The sequence below is a fragment of the Enterobacter cloacae complex sp. ESBL7 genome (assembly GCF_041679625.1).
GTDB classification, from domain to species: Bacteria; Pseudomonadota; Gammaproteobacteria; order Enterobacterales; family Enterobacteriaceae; genus Enterobacter; species Enterobacter asburiae_B.
Map to the genome: position 1 here is coordinate 157792 of NZ_JBGORN010000001.1, position 16594 is coordinate 174385.

The following is a 16594-nucleotide window of genomic DNA, read 5'->3' on the forward strand; positions in this document are numbered from 1 at the left end:
TTGCCGGGTGCCAGGGCATGTTAACCAAAATTGTGAGCGCTTCGCAAAGAGGTTACTATGTCTACCACTTCACCGCTGACCCTCAGCGCCATTCTGGCCCGTCGGGACTGGGAAAATCCTGGCCTCACCCAGTGGAACCGTCTGGCCGCACACGCGCCGTTACACAGCTGGCGCAATGAACCCTCTGCCAGAGAGGACGCTAGATCCACCAGCAGGCACTCTCTCAACGGGCTCTGGCGGTTTAGCTTCTTTTCTGCGCCGGAGCGGGTTCCTCAGGCATGGGTAACCGAAGATTGCGCCGATGCCGTTGCGATGCCCGTGCCGTCTAACTGGCAGATGCAGGGGTTCGACACGCCCATCTATACCAATGTCACCTATCCCATTCCCGTAAACCCACCTTTTGTGCCGCAGGAAAATCCGACCGGTTGTTACTCGCTCACATTTGAGGTGGATGACGCCTGGCTTCAGAGCGGGCAGACCCGCATCATCTTCGACGGCGTGAACTCCGCGTTCCATCTCTGGTGCAACGGACAGTGGATGGGCTATTCCCAGGACAGCCGGTTGCCCGCTGAATTTGACCTCTCTGCGGCATTACGCCCCGGGCAGAACCGCCTTGCTGTCATGGTATTGCGCTGGTGCGACGGCAGCTATCTGGAAGATCAGGACATGTGGCGCATGAGCGGCATCTTCCGCGATGTGACCTTGCTGCATAAACCCGAGACGCAGATTGCCGATTATCATGTGGTGACGGATCTGAATGCGGAGCTGGATCGCGCGGTGCTGAAGGTGGATGTCGCGCTGGCAGGCGCTGGCTTTGCAGACTGCGAGGTGGTCATGACCCTGTGGCGCACGGGTGAAAAATGCGCCAGCGTTTCCCGGCGTCCAGGATCTGCCATCGTCGACGAGCGCGGCAGCTGGGCAGAGCGCTTAACGGCGGCGATCCCCGTTGACCAGCCCGCGCTCTGGAGCGCTGAAACGCCAGAACTGTATCGCCTGACGATTGCGCTTCTTAACCCGCAGGGTGAGGTGCTGGAGGTTGAGGCGTGCGACGTGGGCTTCCGCCGCGTTGACATCAGCAATGGCCTGCTGAAGCTTAACGGTAAACCGCTGCTGATCCGCGGGGTTAACCGGCACGAGCATCACCCGGAAAACGGCCAGGTGATGGACGAAGCGACCATGCGCCGCGATATCGAAATCATGAAGCAGCACAACTTCAACGCCGTGCGCTGCTCGCACTACCCGAACCATCCCCTGTGGTACCGGCTTTGCGACCGCTACGGGCTGTACGTCGTTGACGAAGCCAATATCGAAACGCACGGCATGGTGCCGATGAGCCGCCTTGCTGACGATCCGCGCTGGCTGCCGGCAATGAGCGAGCGGGTGACCCGCATGGTGCAGCGCGATCGTAATCATCCCTCGGTTATCATCTGGTCTCTGGGCAATGAGTCGGGCCACGGTGCGAATCACGATGCGCTGTACCGCTGGCTGAAAACCACCGATCCTACGCGTCCGGTGCAGTATGAAGGCGGCGGCGCGAATACGGCGGCGACCGATATTGTCTGTCCGATGTACGCCCGGGTCGATCGGGATCAGCCCTTCCCGGCAGTGCCTAAATGGTCAATCAAGAAATGGATCGGTATGCCGGACGAAACGCGCCCGCTGATCCTCTGTGAATACGCCCACGCGATGGGAAATAGCTTTGGCGGGTTTGCGAAATACTGGGAAGCGTTTCGCAGCCATCCTCGCCTGCAGGGTGGGTTTGTCTGGGACTGGGTCGATCAGGCCCTGACGAAACGGGACGAAAAGGGCAACTTGTTCTGGGCCTACGGCGGAGACTTCGGGGATAAGCCGAACGATCGGCAGTTTTGTCTTAACGGGCTGGTGTTCCCCGATCGCACGCCGCACCCGGCGCTGTACGAGGCGCAGCGTGCCCAGCAGTTCTTTACCTTTACGCGGGTCAGCACCTCTCCGCTGGTGATTGAGGTGCAAAGCGGCTACCTGTTCCGCCACACCGATAACGAAGTGCTGAACTGGACGGTTGCCCGGGACGGGGACGTGCTGGCCGCGGGCGAGGTGACGCTCTCGATGGCGCCTGAAGGCTCCCAGCGTCTGGAGATTGACCTGCCGGAGCTGAACGCCGGGCCGGGTGAGGTCTGGCTGAACGTTGAAGTCCGCCAGCCGCGGGCAACGCCGTGGTCTCCGGCTGACCATCGCTGCGCGTGGGAGCAGTGGCCGCTTCCGGCTCCCCTCTTTATTGCTCCGCCAGTCCCGGCGGGCGAGCCTCCAGTGTTAACGCAAAACGATCGCATCCTGGAGATCGCCCATCGTCAACAGCGCTGGCAGTTCGATCGCGCAACCGGAAACCTGTCCCAATGGTGGCGAAACGGCGTTGAAACGCTGCTTTCACCTCTGACGGACAACGTCAGCCGCGCGCCGCTGGACAACGACATTGGCGTGAGCGAGGCGACGCAGATCGATCCGAACGCGTGGGTTGAGCGCTGGAAAGCGGCGGGCATGTACGATCTCACCTCGCGCGTGCTGCGCTGTGACGCAGAGCAGCACGCAGGTGAGGTGGTGGTCACAACCCAGCACGTCCTTGAGTATCGCGACAACGCGCTGTTCCTGAGTCGTAAAGTCTGGCGGGTGGACGATCGGGGCGTTCTGCATGGCGATATTCAGATTGATGTTGCGTCTGATATCCCTGAACCCGCGCGCGTTGGCCTGAGCGTTCATCTTGCCGAAACGCCGGAAAACGTTCACTGGCTGGGGCTGGGGCCGCATGAAAACTACCCGGACAGAAAGCTGGCGGCGCAGCAGGGTCGCTGGACATTACCTCTCGAGGCCATGCACACGCCGTATATCTTCCCGACGGAAAATGGTTTGCGCTGCGATACCCGGGAACTTGTGGTGGGAACGCATCAGCTGAACGGCCGGTTCCATTTCTCGGTGAGCCGCTACGGCCAGCAGCAGCTGCGTGAGACAACCCATCATCATCTGCTGCGCGAAGAGCCGGGATGCTGGCTCAATCTCGATGCGTTCCATATGGGCGTGGGCGGCGACGACTCCTGGAGCCCCAGCGTCTCTCCGGAGTTCATCCTGCAGACACGCCAGCTTCGCTATACCTTCAGCTGGCAGCAGAACCCTTAGCTGACCATGAAGATGCGGCCACAGAGCGTGGCCGCAGTCTTACGCCAGAATGCCGCTCAGGCCATGCAGGCTCATGTAAATCCCTACTACGGTAATCAGCGCAGCGGAGATCCACGGCGCTTTACGGGAGAATTCGCTAAACCCGGGCCAGCGTTTGGTCGCGTGCTTGAGGCTTAAGGCGGCAATCGCGCCGGAAGCGACCAGCGTTAACGCCAGACCAATGCTGAAGCTGAACACCAGCGTCGCGCCGAGGGCGAAATGCTTCAGCTGCAGGCAGATCAGCAGTACGGTGATGGACGCCGGGCAGGGGATAAGCCCGCCGGTCAGGCCAAACATCACGATCTGGCCGGTGGTGACGTTTTGACCGCTGAAGCGCCGGTTAATATCCTGCGCGTGAGCGCGCTGGTGGGCATCCTGCCACTCTTCTTCAACCAGCGAGTGTTCGTGGTGATGATGATGATCATGATGGTGGTCATGGTCATGGTCATGGTCATGGTCATGGTCATGGTCATAGTCATGGTCATGGTCATGGTGGTCGTGGTGGTGATGACGATCGTGCGGCTGGCTTTCTTTCCAGGTTCGCCACGCCATCCATAGGGCGATCGCAACGATCAGCACTCCGGAGATCAGCTGGAACCAGGGTTCGGACGTGTGTGCATCCCAGCCCCGACCAAACCATAATCCCGCCATCGCAACGAGCCAGACCACCGCCGTATGGGAGAGCGTTGCCGCCAGGCCGAGCAGCACCGCCTGTTTCAGCGTGCCTCGGATGGCAACAATAAAGGCGGCCATCATTGTTTTTGAATGGCCCGGTTCCAGGCCATGTAGCGCACCGAGCAGGATAGCGCTGGGAACAAACAGCCAGGCGTTGCCCTGCTGAAGGAGTGAAGCAAAATCGGTCATGGGAAATTCCGGAGTGGAAAGCGTGCGGAGATACTACTCCCCCCCAGTAGCGTAATACTACCCCCCAGTAGAAAAATACTCAGGGGGAGTAGAGCGTGATATGCTTTAAAAGCCAAAAAATAAGGGATACAGAGATGTCACATACCGTTCGCGACAAGAAAATGTTACTGACTCGCCTGAAGAAAATTCAGGGGCAGAGCACCGCGCTGGAGAAAATGCTCAACAGCGATCACGAATGCGCCGAGGTGTTACAGCAGCTGGCGGCGATCCGCGGGGCGGTCAATGGCATGATGATGCAGGTGATCGAAGGGCATTTAACCGATCATGTGGTGAAAGAGCCTGAAGAAGCGCAGCGTGAAGCCGATCTTGGCGTGGTATTGCGGGTGATGAAATCCTATCTCAAGTAGCGTGCGTGCCGAGGTTATTTTCTGCCCAGAGAATAAATTCCGTTTTTGGCAGCGCTTTGCTGTAGTACCACCCCTGCCCGTACTGCACGCCGTGTTGGTGTAGCCAGGCGAGTTGCCCTGCGGTTTCGACGCCCTCCGCCACCATCGCCAGCTTCAGCGACTTCGCTATTTCAATGATGTGCGGCGTCACGTTTTTATACTCCAGCGCATCCACGAACGATTTATCAATTTTTAGCGTATCGACGTCCAGATCCTGCAGATAGCTCAGGCTGGAATAGCCCGTGCCAAAATCATCAATATAGACAGGGTGGCCTGAACGGCGAAATGCGGCGATAGCCGGTGCGCTAATTTTGGGATCGGCAAAGCCGCGCTCGGTGAGCTCCAGGGCGATTTGCCGGGGGTGGATTTGCCACTTATTCAGGAGCTGACTCAACAGAGGCGGCAGGATGCCGGAGGTTAAATCTGCAGGGGCGAGGTTAATGGAGATATGCTGATCCGGATAGCGTTGCAGCCAGTGGCCCATATCTTCAAACACCTTTTCGATGACTAACTGCGTCAGCTTCGAGATGAGCCCCGTTTGCTCGGCAAGGGGGACAAAAATATCCGGCGAGAGGCAGCTTCCGTCCGGCTGTGGCCAGCGCGTCAGCGCCTCAGCGCCCACAATTTTTCCGCTACAGAGCGCCACGATGGGCTGATAGTGGACCACAAAATCCCGGCTGTTAATGGCGTCAAGCAGGCGATTGCGCGGCGACTGGATACGCCGCAGGATCCGCAGGACAAACAGTGCGGCGAGCAGGCTTATCAACATGCCGAACGGTAACCAGAAAAGAAGCTGCCGGTGCCAGGTTTCAGCCAGCGGTTTGAGCGTTGCCCATGCGACAACGGTAAACCCAAGCTCAGGTACAGACTTCATGACGTACATTGAACCGTTGTACTGCACGCTTTTCACACCCCGCTCCTGAACCATGTCGCGGATGTGAGAGTCGAGCTTGCTGCTGCTGGCAAATATGCGGTGCGTTGCGCTTCCTACCAGGGCGGCATCAATCGCTATCTCGCCGAAAGGGATCACGTCCACCAGCGAGGCAGGATCGATCATGACAAGGTAGTGGCCTTTTCCCAGCACCGTCATGTAGCGGTTAAACCCAAGATCGTTTTGCGTGGTCAGCCACGCGCTGTAACCATCTTCGGTAATGCGCATTGGAGGAGGGAAAGGGGACGCATGGCTGGTTTGCTCCAGGGAGGAGCAGAGCGGTCGAAGGTTGTCGATATAAATCACTTCCTGGACATATCGCCACGAGAAAGCGACCCGGCGCATTTCCCGCAATTGCAAGGGGCTACACGGCACGCCCTCAAAGGCCTGCAGGTGATCGAGCGCTTCTTTTGCCTGATCCACAACCCTGTCGGTGCGTACCAGCACGCGGGAGGCATAGTTATCCAGCGCATCGGCGAATTTATCTTCCGCCTGGCGATGGGCCAGCCAGATGCTCAGGCAAATGGGGACCAGCACAGAAAAGATAAGTACGCCAGTCACCAGACTGACCAGATGTCGGGTTTTCATGCTGTCGTGTCCTTCCTCGTATACCCGTTCCTGGGCATTGAGTTCCCTGCCTGAAGAGAAAGATTTTACCGCGAAATGATATAGTTATAGCACGTGGTTGGCATGGTTTTCATTTTATCTCAGGCATACGAGAAATTATCGTCAGAAGAGAGGGGTTGTTTTTTCAACCTCGCCTGGATATTATTTTGTTATGTTATAACAAAACATAAAGGATTTACGATGAAACCCGATATCCACCCAGCCTATCGCACCGTGGTATTCCACGACACCAGCGCTAATGAATACTTTAAAGTTGGCTCAACCATTAGGACCGACCGCGAAATTGAACTCGACGGTGAAACGTATCCGTACATCACCATCGAGGTTTCTTCAAAATCGCACCCGTTTTATACCGGTAAGCAAAAAACGTTCTCCACGGACGGCAGCGCAGCGCGCTTCCGCAAGCGTTTTGGCGGTTTTCTCAATGCGAAGCGGGGCTAATCATGCAGGTACTTAACTCATTACGCAGTGCAAAGCAGCGCCACCCGGATTGCCAGGTTGTCAAACGCAAGGGACGCTTATACGTGATTTGCAAATCTAATCCGCGCTTTAAGGCGGTTCAGGGACGTAAAAAAAGACGCTAAACGCGCGTTTCTCGCCAGCTTTCCAGGGATCTTTTCTGTTTGCCATCGGCAGTAAAATTGTCGGTGGCAAGCCAGCTTTCAAAGGCGTTAGCCAGCGCCGGCCACTCTTTGTCGAGAATCGAAAACCAGTCGGTATCCCGGTTACGGCCTTTTATGACCAGCGCCTGACGAAAGCGCCCCTCAAACTGAAAGCCCAGACGCAGCGCCGCTTTACGGGAAGGCTCGTTCAGGCTATTGCACTTCCATTCATAACGCCGGTACCCCAGGGTATCGAACACGTATCGCATCAGCAGATACTGCGCTTCTGTCGACCCTGGCGTGCGGCTTAACAGAGGAGAGAAGTGAACGTGCCCCACTTCCACGACCCCGTTTTTAGGATCGATCCGCATCAGGGACAGCGTCCCGACAGGAGACTGGGTCCGGTTGTCCATAACGGTAAAGTGGATGGGATCGGATAACTCACTTACGCTCGCCACCCAGTCGGCAAACTCCTCTGCGGTGGCATCGGGTTCACGCAGCAGCCACGTCCAGCTGCGGGTATCTTCGGCCAGTGAATAGGCGGAGAACAACGCGTGGGCATGCTCCACGCGCAGCGGCTCAAGCCGACAATAGTCACCCTGAAGGACCACCCGGGACGGGTGCTGACGAGGCTGCCAGTCGATAAGGGCTTCGCCTACAGGCTGTCCAAACTCGTTGAATGTATTCATCTTTATTTCCATGACGTTGAAAAGATTTCCAGATTAGTGAATTGCTGGTTCCTTAAAAAGAACCACCAAGGTATGTTTTTCTGGTACCACAAGGAGGGAAGATGAATATACCGGGTGATGAGCTTTACACTTTGCTCCATGCTGCGCTGAAAAAGCGTGGGCAGGAGACGCTTCAGCGCGCGCTCTATCTCGCTTTGCGGGAGGCCATACTGAGCGGAAGGCTTCGGTCCGGCAGCCAGCTGCCCGGTTCGCGAACGCTGGCGCAGCAGATCTCGGTTTCCCGAAACACGGTCAATGCGGCGCTGGACCAGCTCACGCTCGAAGGCTATTTGCTGCGTAACCGTCAGGGGACGCGGGTGGGGCAATTCGCTCATCGTACGATTGCCCGGACATTGCCGGATCCTGACGTCAGGCTGACAAAACGGGTCGCCCTGCTGCCCGCGCCCGTGCCGCGCGACACCCCGGTGATGGCATTTACGCCGGGAACGCCTGCCATTAACTATTTCCCCTTGCCGCTGTGGCGGCGATTGTACGATCGCGTCCTGCGCGAGGACGGGAGTGCCCTGTTAGGCTATGGCGACCCGGCCGGCGAGCCGTCGCTGCGGGCCGCGATTGCCCGGCATCTCGCCCTGTCCCGCGGTATCGACTGCGACGCCAGCCAGATTGTGATAACCGAGGGAGCGCTGGAGGGCGTCAACCTCTGCACGATGCTGTTAAGCGAGCCTGGCGATGTCGCCTGGGTAGAAAACCCCGGCTATAGCGGGGCAAAGAGTGCGTTTGTTAAAACTGGCCTGGCAATGACGGGAATACCGGTAGATGACGAGGGAATGTGCTGGGAAGGGTTGAATTCGCCCGCTCCTTCACTGATTTTTACCTCACCTTCGCATCAGTTCCCTTACGGAAGCGTGCTCAGCGCGCGGCGGCGGCTGGCGCTGCTGGAGCTGGCCCGGCAGCACAACGCGTGGATCATTGAAGACGATTACGACAGCGAGTTCCGCTATGCCGGTGAGCCCGTACCAGCGATGCTGGGAATGGTCAACAATGCGCCCGTTGTGTATCTGGGAACGTTCAGTAAAACGCTGTTTCCTTCGCTCAGAATGGGGTTCATGGTGCTACCGCCAGCGCTGGCGAAAGCGGCTCGCCCGGCCATCGGCTCGCTGTTGCGCGGGGGACATCGTGCGGAGCAGCGTACCCTGGCGCTATTTATTGAAGAAGGTCATTACGCCCGTCACCTTGCCGCCATGCGTCGGCTCTACCGTAAACGCTACCGCCAGCTGCGGGAGGTGCTGAGCGCAGAGCTTCATTCTCCGCATCGCATTCTGGCAGGCGAAGGGGGAATGCATCTGACGCTGGCGATAGACGGTATTGACGACCAGAAGCTGGTGGAGCAGGCGAGGGCGTTTCAGCTGGCACCCGCTGCGCTGAGCGGGTACTACCTGGAGGCGAAGCAGGGGCAAACCGGTCTGGTTTTAGGTTACGGCAATACCTCTGCTTCTCAGTTTGCGCCGGGGATCCGACGTCTGCAGGCGTTAATTACGCAGCAGCAGGGCGGGAAAGGGTAAAGACATCATAGAAAGAGAGCTGACCTTTGGTGGAGACCATTTTCTGCAGCTTCTCTTTTTGCCCGGCTTCAACCGCCGGAGAGTGCATGATGTTTTCGATCAGCTCCTCTGGCACGTAACGCGTGTTGTACCATTCGCCGTTATAGCAAACCCGGAAATCGAGCACGTCGATATCTTCGTAACGGTAGCGCGGATTCACGTCGAAAAAGAAAAAGGCGTTAAAGACGACAAACAGTACAACCAGCAGCCAGACGGAGTCCACCAGCGTTTCGGACTTCAGCATCACAATAAGCGTCGCCAGCCAGGCGGCATACATGGCGACAAACAGTCCAGGATGTTTGCGAATAAAGCTAATGCTAAAGCGCGGGCGATTGTCGCGCTTTTCGCGGAGGTTGAGATCGTCGATGGTGGCGGTAAGCAGGCGCTGTATCTCGGTCATTTTTTGCCTTCATAAGAGTTGACAATACAGGGGGTCTGCCAATTTTAGGGGAGCCAACAGGCTGAAAAAAGTAACAGTCTGGCGCTAAAAGACTATAACAGTTGACTCCCCGCAACCTCACAGCGTTTTGATGATTTTTGCCGGATTGCCGCCAACGACGACGTTAGCCGGGACGTCTTTCGTCACGACGGCGCCGGAGGCCACGACCACATTATCACCAATGGTGACGCCAGGGTTAATGACAGCCCTGCCGCCAATCCAGACGTTATTGCCAATATTGACGGGTTTTCCAAACTCCACGCCGCTGTTTCGTTCTTCCGCGTCCAGGGGATGGGTAGCCGTATAAATATGAACACCCGGTGCGAGCATACAGTTATCGCCAATATGCACAGGGCAGACATCCAGCATCACGCAGTCGAAGTTAGCGTAAAAGTTTTTGCCCAGATAAATGTTATATCCATAGTCGCAGCGGAAGCTCGGCTCAATATAAGCGCCTGCGCTTTGTCCCAGAAGTTCCGCCAGAATGTTCTGGCGTTCTGTTTTTTCATCAGGCGCGGTGTGGTTATAGCGGTAAACCAGATGGCGGGCGTGCAGTCGGTCAGCCCGTAACGTCTCATCGCCGGGGCGGTAATGTTCACCGGCAATCATTTTCTGTTTTTCTAAGCTCATTGGAAACCTCTCTGGATGTGATTACCGAAGGGTAATCGGAACAGGCCAGGAGGGGAACGTTCCCGAAAAGCCGATGTGACTGACGTCACAACATTGCTGCTGATGAACACGTTTTACACGGAGACCTGGCCTGGGCACAGGGAACATAACGGGACAGGTAAATACTCAGAACGAGGCGTAGAACTCTACAGACACCCTTCAAAGATTAACGGACAAATTTCCACACAGAAGTAGGGATTTTGTCATACAGTTTATTCATTGTCAGTTCAGCAAGACGATGGTCAGCGGCTGAATAAAATACCGCCAGTTCATTATCAGAAAGCTCGTATTTATTCTTTTCAATGACGCGCTCAAGCGTGTCAATTGACTGACAACGTCGTAAGCGCATCAAATAATCGATTTTTGTGAGTGGTTTATCAGACATAAATTCACCTTAGTAATTGTAATAATTTTAACAGGAAAGACTCACCGGGTTAGCTCTGCTCACGTTGACGAAACAGCGGAATAGCCGATTTCCCGATTTACGCCATTTTTGCAAATCCTGAGCGTTAATGCCGTAACTGCTGAACAACATAAAGGTGTCGTCCAGGTATTCATCAATTTGCTCAATGAGCTTATTATCTTCATTGTACTTAATTTTATAATTAAGTGCGAAGGTTGCGATATGCTCTATCAGCTCATTCAACTGTAAATTGATGGCAGACGTTGGGTCATTTACCCAGCCATGGTTACTTTCATCAAGATTGGCAAGGCAGTCATGGTACAAGGATTCGCAGAGAAATTTCAACTGCGCGATATCATGCCTTTTTGGCGAGTACTCGTCCATAGCGCATCCCCTTCTGAGTGATTTCTTACTCACCGAACATCATTGTCGGGATGGATACAACTGACTTAGCTACATGAGTGCTGTGTTCCTGATAACCTAACTATAAGCCACTCCTTCCTGGATTTCACCGCGCTATTACGAAAAATTACAAATAAAAACCGCAGGCTGGGAGCGTGTACGCAAATGGTTACCCTGGACTCAACGTTTTTATCCAAATTAACGACGGGGTTTTATCGCTTCCTTACGTTTCATCGGCTTAGCAAAAATGATGAGAAAAGTTCAGATTCAGACTTATCTTTGTAAGAACTTCTTATTAGGAATATTCCTAATAGCTTAAGCGGGGAAATGAAATTAAAAAAATCCTGAATTCACCGATTAAGGTATCAGTTAATTATGATATGTCTATTTAAGATGGCAGAAAATAAATAGAGCCACAATAAGCGTAATTTATGATTTTTTCTGAAAATGAAAAAGGCCGCTAATGCGGCCTTTTTATCATGTGGAACCGGTATCAGTGAGGTTCTACCGAATGACTGTGTTCAACATCTTCATTCTTGCGGCTAAAGCGGCGGCGAACCACCACGAAGAACACCGGTACGAAGAAGATAGCCAGTACGGTCGCGGTAACCATACCGCCCATTACGCCTGTACCTACCGCGTTCTGCGCGCCGGAGCCCGCACCGGAGCTGATAACCAGCGGCAGTACGCCGAGGATAAACGCCAGCGACGTCATCAGGATTGGGCGCAGACGCATACGAACCGCTTCAAGCGTCGCCTCAATAAGGCCTTTGCCCTCTTTCTCCATCAGATCTTTGGCGAATTCAACGATAAGTATCGCGTTCTTCGCCGACAAGCCAATGGTTGTCAGCAGGCCTACCTGGAAGTAAACGTCGTTGGTCAGTCCACGGAACGTTGCCGCAAGCAGCGCACCGATAACCCCGAGCGGAACCACCAGCATAACGGAGAACGGAATCGACCAGCTCTCGTACAGTGCCGCCAGACACAGGAAGACCACAATCAGTGAAATGGCGTACAGGGCAGGGGCCTGGTTACCGGACAGACGTTCCTGATAGGACATACCGGTCCAGTCATAGCCGATACCCGCAGGCAGTTTGCTTGCCAGCTCTTCCATCAGGTTCATGGCTTCACCGGTGCTTCGGCCCGGAGCAGCCTGACCCAGGATCTCCATCGATGGCAGACCGTTATAGCGTTCCAGACGCGGCGAACCGTATTCCCAGCGTGAGGTTGAGAACGCCGAGAACGGTACCATCTGACCATTGCTGCCGCGCACGAACCAGCTGTTGATATCGTTAGGCAACATACGGTACTGCGCCTCTGACATCACGTACACTTTCTTCACACGACCGCGGTCGATGAAGTCGTTAACGTAGCTACCGCCCCAAGCTGCGCCCAGCGTGGTATTGATGTCACTGATGGATACGCCCAGCGCCTGGGCTTTCTCCTGGTCGATATCGATCTTGTACTGCGGCGTATCTTCCAGGCCGTTTGGACGCACGCCGACCAGCAGGTCAGGGTGTTTAGCGACTTCACCAAACAGCTGGTTACGCGCCTGCGTCAGTTTCTCGTGGCCCAGACCGCCCTGGTCAATCAGCTGGAAGTCGAAGCCGGTCGCGGTACCCAGTTCAACAATCGCTGGCAGGTTAAAGGCAAAGACCATCGCATCTTTAATCTGCGAGAAGGTGCCCATTGCACGACCGGTGATAGCTTCAACCTTGTTCTTTTCGCCTGGACGTTCAGACCAGTCTTTCAGAGAAACGAAGGCAATACCGGTGTTCTGACCACGACCCGCAAAGCCAAAGCCGTTAACCGCAAACACGGACTCAACGTTGTCTTTCTCTTTGGTGAGATAGTAGTCCGTCACTTCATCCAGCACTTTCTGGGTACGCTCTTGCGAGGCACCCGCCGGAAGCTGTGCCATCGTCAGGAACACGCCCTGGTCTTCATCTGGCAGGAACGAGCTTGGCAGACGAACGAACAGGAAGGCCATGCCCACCACGATGATGATATAGAGCAGCAGGTAACGACCGGTGCTGCGCAGGATGTTACCCACGCTGTCGGTGTAGTGATGCGTGCTCTTATCGAACATGCGGTTAAACCAGCCGAAGAACCCTTTGTGCTCGCCGTGACCGCCTTTCTGAATTGGCTTCAGCATGGTGGCACACAGGGCAGGAGTCAGGATCAACGCGACCAGCACCGACAGCGCCATCGCGGAAACGATGGTAATGGAGAACTGACGGTAAATCGCACCGGTAGAGCCTCCGAAGAAGGCCATCGGGATAAATACCGCAGACAGTACCATCGCGATACCGACCAGCGCGCCCTGGATCTGGCCCATTGATTTACGGGTCGCTTCCTTCGGCGGCAAACCTTCTTCCGCCATCACGCGTTCGACGTTCTCGACCACGACGATGGCGTCATCCACCAGCAGGCCGATGGCGAGCACCATCCCGAACATCGTCAGGGTGTTTATCGAGTAGCCGAATATCGACAGGATCGCAAAGGTCCCGAGCAATACCACCGGCACGGCAATCGTTGGGATAAGCGTCGCGCGGAAGTTTTGCAGGAACAGGTACATCACCAGGAATACCAGGATGATCGCCTCAACTAGCGTCTTAACCACTTCATGAATCGAGATTTTGACGAACGGCGTGGTGTCGTACGGGTAAACGATTTTCAGACCTGACGGGAAGAACGGTTCCATCTTCTTCAGCTCTGCGCGGATCGCCGTGGCGGTGTCCAGGGCGTTAGCGCCGGTCGCCAGTTTGATACCCAGACCGGAAGCCGGTTTACCGTTAAACTTCGCGATGATGTCGTAGTTCTCACCGCCCAGCTCAACTTTCGCCACGTCGCGCAGGCGAACCTGCGAACCGTCCTGATTCACCTTCAGCAGAATTTTGCTGAATTCATCGGCAGAGGTCAGACGGGTCTGCGCGATGATCGAGGCGTTAAGCTGCTGGCCTTTCACCGGCGGCGTACCGCCTAACTGACCGGCCGCTACCTGGGCGTTCTGCGCTTTAATCGCGCTGATCACGTCAACCGGCGTCAGCTGGAAGTTGTTCAGCTTGTTCGGATCCATCCAGATACGCATCGCGTACTGGGAACCGAACAGCTGCACGTCACCCACACCGGAAATACGGCTGATGGCGTCCTTCATGTTGGCGCCCACGTAGTCGGAAATATCCTCCTGCGTCATGGTGCCGTTGGTGTTGATAACGCCGACAACCATCAGGAAGCTACTGGACGATTTCTCGACGCTCACACCCTGCTGTTGTACTTCCTGCGGCAGCAAAGGCATTGCCAGCTGCAGTTTGTTCTGCACCTGAACCTGCGCAATGTCAGCATCCGTACCTGACTGGAAGGTCAGGGTGATCTGCACCGTACCGGTGGAGTCACTGTTTGAGGACATGTACATCAGGTTATCGATACCGTTCATGTTCTGTTCGATAACCTGGGTGACGGTGTCCTGCACCGTTTTCGCATCAGCCCCCGGGTAGGTTGCGGAAATTGTCACCGCCGGTGGCGCAATCGTTGGATATTGCGCGACAGGCAGCTTCAGGATCGCAAGTCCCCCGGCCAGCATGATGATTATGGCGATCACCCACGCAAATATGGGGCGATCGATAAAGAAATTAGGCATGTCTTAACGGCTCCTGTTTAAGTTAAGACTTGGTTTGTTCTGACTGGCCAGCGGCCGAAGCTTGTTGTTTATCGTCAGATTTCACTTCCTGTGCTTTAACCTGCGCGCCAGGACGAACTTTTTGCAAACCAGTAACAATCACGCGATCGCCATCTTTCAGACCTTCCGTCACCAGCCATTTATCGCCAATCGCCTGGGTGGCGGTGATATTGCGCGTTTCGACTTTGTCATCAGCCCCAACAACCAGCGCGCTCGCATCGCCGCGTGGCGTACGGGTCACACCCTGCTGTGGAACCAGAAGTGCGGTTGGATTCGTTCCTTCTTCCAGACGCGCGCGAACGAACATACCTGGCAGCAGATTTTTGTCAGGGTTCGGGAAAATCGCACGTAAGGTGATGGAACCGGTAGTCTGGTCGACCGTCACGTCAGAGAATTCCAGGGTTCCTTCCTGCGGGAACTTGATACCGTCATTGGTAATCAGTTCCACTTTGGCTTTGCCGTTTTCCTGTTTCAGGGTGCCGTTAGCCAGCTCCTGTTTCAGGCGCAGGAAATCGTTGCTGGACTGCGTCACGTCAACGTAGATCGGATCAAGCTGCTGCACGGTTGCCAGCGCATTGGTCTGACCGTTCTGCACCAGCGCCCCTTCCGTGACGGAAGATTTACCAATACGACCGCTGATAGGGGAGGTCACTTTGGTATAGGCCAGGTTAATGCGCGCGGTTTCGACGGCGGCTTTGGCTGCCACCACGGCCGCGTTAGCCTGCTGTGCGTCTGCCAGGGCGGTATCGTAATCCTGTTGGCTGATGTACTTGGTGCCGAGCAGCTTTTGGTAGCGGTTCAACGTCAGCTGAGCAATTTTGGCTGCGGCTTGTGCTTTCGCCAGGTCGCCTTTCGCACTTTCATAAGAGGCCTGATAGGTTGCTGGATCAATCTGATACAGAGACTCACCGGCTTTCACATCACCACCTTCGGTGAAGTTACGCTTCAGGATAATGCCGCTAACCTGAGGACGCACTTCCGCTATGCGGTAAGCATTGGTACGGCCTGGTAATTCGGTGGTGATTTGTAGAGGTTCAGATTTGAGCGTCACGACGCCTACTTCTGGCGCCTGCTGAGCTCCTTGTTGAGCTGGTTTGTCGTCACATCCTGTTAGCGCTAAGCTGCCTGAGAGCATCAGAACGACCGCCAGAGGCGTTAACCCTCTGTTTTTGTTCATATGTAAACCTCGAGTGTCCGATTTCAAATTGATCAAGGGTCCTGAGTCTAAAAACCCATTGCTGCGTTTATATTATCGTCATGCTATGGTACATACATTCACAAATGTATGTAAATCTGACTCCTGTAAATTCACCCACCTATGGCACGAAAAACTAAACAACAAGCGCTGGAAACCCGACAACACATTCTGGATGTGGCAATACGTTTGTTCTCGCAGCAGGGTGTTTCATCCACCTCGCTGGCGCAGATTGCTCAGGCTGCCGGTGTGACGCGAGGAGCGATTTACTGGCATTTTAAAGATAAGTCAGATCTGTTCAGTGAAATCTGGGAGCTTTCAGAGTCCAGCATTAGCGATCTCGAGAGTGAGTATCGGGCAAAATTCCCTGACGATCCACTCTCAGTATTGAGAGAAATATTAGTATATATCCTTGAAGCAACGGTAGTTGAAGAACGTCGCAGATTAATGATGGAGATTATTTTTCATAAATGCGAGTTCGTGGGCGAGATGGCGGTGGTGCAGCAGGCGCAGCGCAGCCTTAGCCTGGAGAGCTATGATCGTATTGAACAGAATCTGAATCTGTGTATGCAGGCAAAACTCTTACCGGCCAATCTCTTGACCCGACGGGCGGCAATCCTGATGCGCAGCTACATTTCAGGTCTGATGGAAAACTGGCTTTTCTCGCCGCAATCCTTTGACCTCAAAGAGGAAGCCCGCAGCTACGTGGCGATTTTACTGGAAATGCTACAGCTCTGCCCCACGCTGCGCAGCGACGCGCCTTCGCTAACGGCCTGATCCCTTTCCAGGAATTATCTCAGAGGATAACGTTCGCGCTATTCTGCTTTCAGCGAGCGTGATATTCTTCACGCCGGACTATTT

Annotated in this window: 15 protein-coding genes; 6 read left to right on the forward strand and 9 right to left on the reverse strand. The window is 55.1% G+C overall.

Annotation, left to right across the window (positions count from 1 at the left end):
• Positions 1–57 precede the first annotated feature (57 nt).
• Complete coding sequence (locus ACERY3_RS00775; RefSeq protein WP_373224871.1) at positions 58–3147, forward strand: beta-galactosidase; 3090 nt, start codon at positions 58–60, stop codon at positions 3145–3147.
• A gap of 39 nt (positions 3148–3186) precedes the next feature.
• Here ACERY3_RS00775 and ACERY3_RS00780 read toward each other — a convergent pair whose 3' ends face one another.
• Complete coding sequence (locus tag ACERY3_RS00780; RefSeq protein ID WP_373224872.1) at positions 3187–4050, reverse strand: nickel/cobalt efflux protein RcnA; 864 nt, start codon at positions 4048–4050, stop codon at positions 3187–3189.
• A 134-nt stretch (positions 4051–4184) separates the two neighbouring features.
• Here ACERY3_RS00780 and ACERY3_RS00785 point away from each other — a divergent pair, with 134 nt between their 5' ends.
• Positions 4185–4457: a metal-sensing transcriptional repressor gene (locus tag ACERY3_RS00785; RefSeq protein WP_023310594.1), complete on the forward strand. Its 273-nt coding sequence runs from the start codon at positions 4185–4187 to the stop codon at positions 4455–4457.
• Here the strand turns inward: ACERY3_RS00785 and ACERY3_RS00790 are convergent.
• Entirely contained in the window at positions 4450–6015 is a 1566-nt protein-coding gene (locus tag ACERY3_RS00790) for an EAL domain-containing protein (protein ID WP_047061248.1), read from the reverse strand. The genes ACERY3_RS00785 and ACERY3_RS00790 overlap by 8 nt on opposite strands.
• 219 nt (positions 6016–6234) lie before the next feature.
• Between ACERY3_RS00790 and ACERY3_RS00795 the strand changes: the two genes are divergently transcribed.
• Both ACERY3_RS00795 and ykgO read left to right on the forward strand, forming a co-directional pair.
• Positions 6235–6495 (forward strand): type B 50S ribosomal protein L31, encoded by a 261-nt coding sequence (locus tag ACERY3_RS00795; protein ID WP_045356432.1) that lies wholly within the window; start codon positions 6235–6237, stop codon positions 6493–6495.
• 2 nt (positions 6496–6497) lie between these two features.
• Positions 6498–6638 carry a type B 50S ribosomal protein L36 gene (gene ykgO, locus ACERY3_RS00800; RefSeq protein ID WP_163330438.1) on the forward strand — a complete coding sequence of 47 codons (141 nt, stop codon included), beginning with the start codon at positions 6498–6500 and terminating at the stop codon, positions 6636–6638.
• On the opposite strand, the gene ACERY3_RS00805 is transcribed toward ykgO, so the two are convergent.
• On the reverse strand, positions 6635–7345 hold the full coding sequence (locus tag ACERY3_RS00805) for a GNAT family N-acetyltransferase (protein WP_373224874.1): 711 nt from the start codon (positions 7343–7345) through the stop codon (positions 6635–6637). The two genes, ykgO and ACERY3_RS00805, sit on opposite strands and share 4 nt — an antisense overlap.
• A gap of 101 nt (positions 7346–7446) precedes the next feature.
• Here ACERY3_RS00805 and ACERY3_RS00810 point away from each other — a divergent pair, with 101 nt between their 5' ends.
• Positions 7447–8907: a PLP-dependent aminotransferase family protein gene (locus ACERY3_RS00810; RefSeq protein ID WP_373224875.1), complete on the forward strand. Its 1461-nt coding sequence runs from the start codon at positions 7447–7449 to the stop codon at positions 8905–8907.
• Here the strand turns inward: ACERY3_RS00810 and ACERY3_RS00815 are convergent.
• The 6 genes from ACERY3_RS00815 to acrA all read right to left on the reverse strand — a co-directional run bounded on the left by ACERY3_RS00815 (position 8879) and on the right by acrA (position 15715).
• Positions 8879–9346, reverse strand: coding sequence for a YlaC family protein (locus ACERY3_RS00815; RefSeq protein ID WP_023310598.1), 468 nt, complete (start codon positions 9344–9346; stop codon positions 8879–8881). The genes ACERY3_RS00810 and ACERY3_RS00815 overlap by 29 nt on opposite strands.
• A 117-nt stretch (positions 9347–9463) precedes the next feature.
• Positions 9464–10015 carry a maltose O-acetyltransferase gene (gene maa, locus ACERY3_RS00820; protein ID WP_047061252.1) on the reverse strand — a complete coding sequence of 184 codons (552 nt, stop codon included), beginning with the start codon at positions 10013–10015 and terminating at the stop codon, positions 9464–9466.
• A 205-nt stretch (positions 10016–10220) separates the two neighbouring features.
• Positions 10221–10439, reverse strand: coding sequence for an HHA domain-containing protein (locus ACERY3_RS00825; RefSeq protein ID WP_008499287.1), 219 nt, complete (start codon positions 10437–10439; stop codon positions 10221–10223).
• 27 nt (positions 10440–10466) lie between these two features.
• Positions 10467–10841, reverse strand: a complete 375-nt coding sequence (gene tomB, locus ACERY3_RS00830) for an Hha toxicity modulator TomB (RefSeq protein WP_008499288.1) — start codon at positions 10839–10841, stop codon at positions 10467–10469.
• 511 nt (positions 10842–11352) lie between these two features.
• Positions 11353–14499, reverse strand: a complete 3147-nt coding sequence (acrB, locus tag ACERY3_RS00835; RefSeq protein ID WP_373224876.1) for a multidrug efflux RND transporter permease subunit AcrB — start codon at positions 14497–14499, stop codon at positions 11353–11355.
• Between the two features lie 22 nt (positions 14500–14521).
• Entirely contained in the window at positions 14522–15715 is a 1194-nt protein-coding gene (acrA, locus tag ACERY3_RS00840; protein WP_029741963.1) for a multidrug efflux RND transporter periplasmic adaptor subunit AcrA, read from the reverse strand.
• 141 nt (positions 15716–15856) lie between these two features.
• On the opposite strand from acrA, the gene acrR reads away from it, so the two are divergent.
• Positions 15857–16510 carry a multidrug efflux transporter transcriptional repressor AcrR gene (acrR, locus tag ACERY3_RS00845; RefSeq protein ID WP_033144791.1) on the forward strand — a complete coding sequence of 218 codons (654 nt, stop codon included), beginning with the start codon at positions 15857–15859 and terminating at the stop codon, positions 16508–16510.
• The last annotated feature ends 84 nt before the right edge of the window (positions 16511–16594 follow it).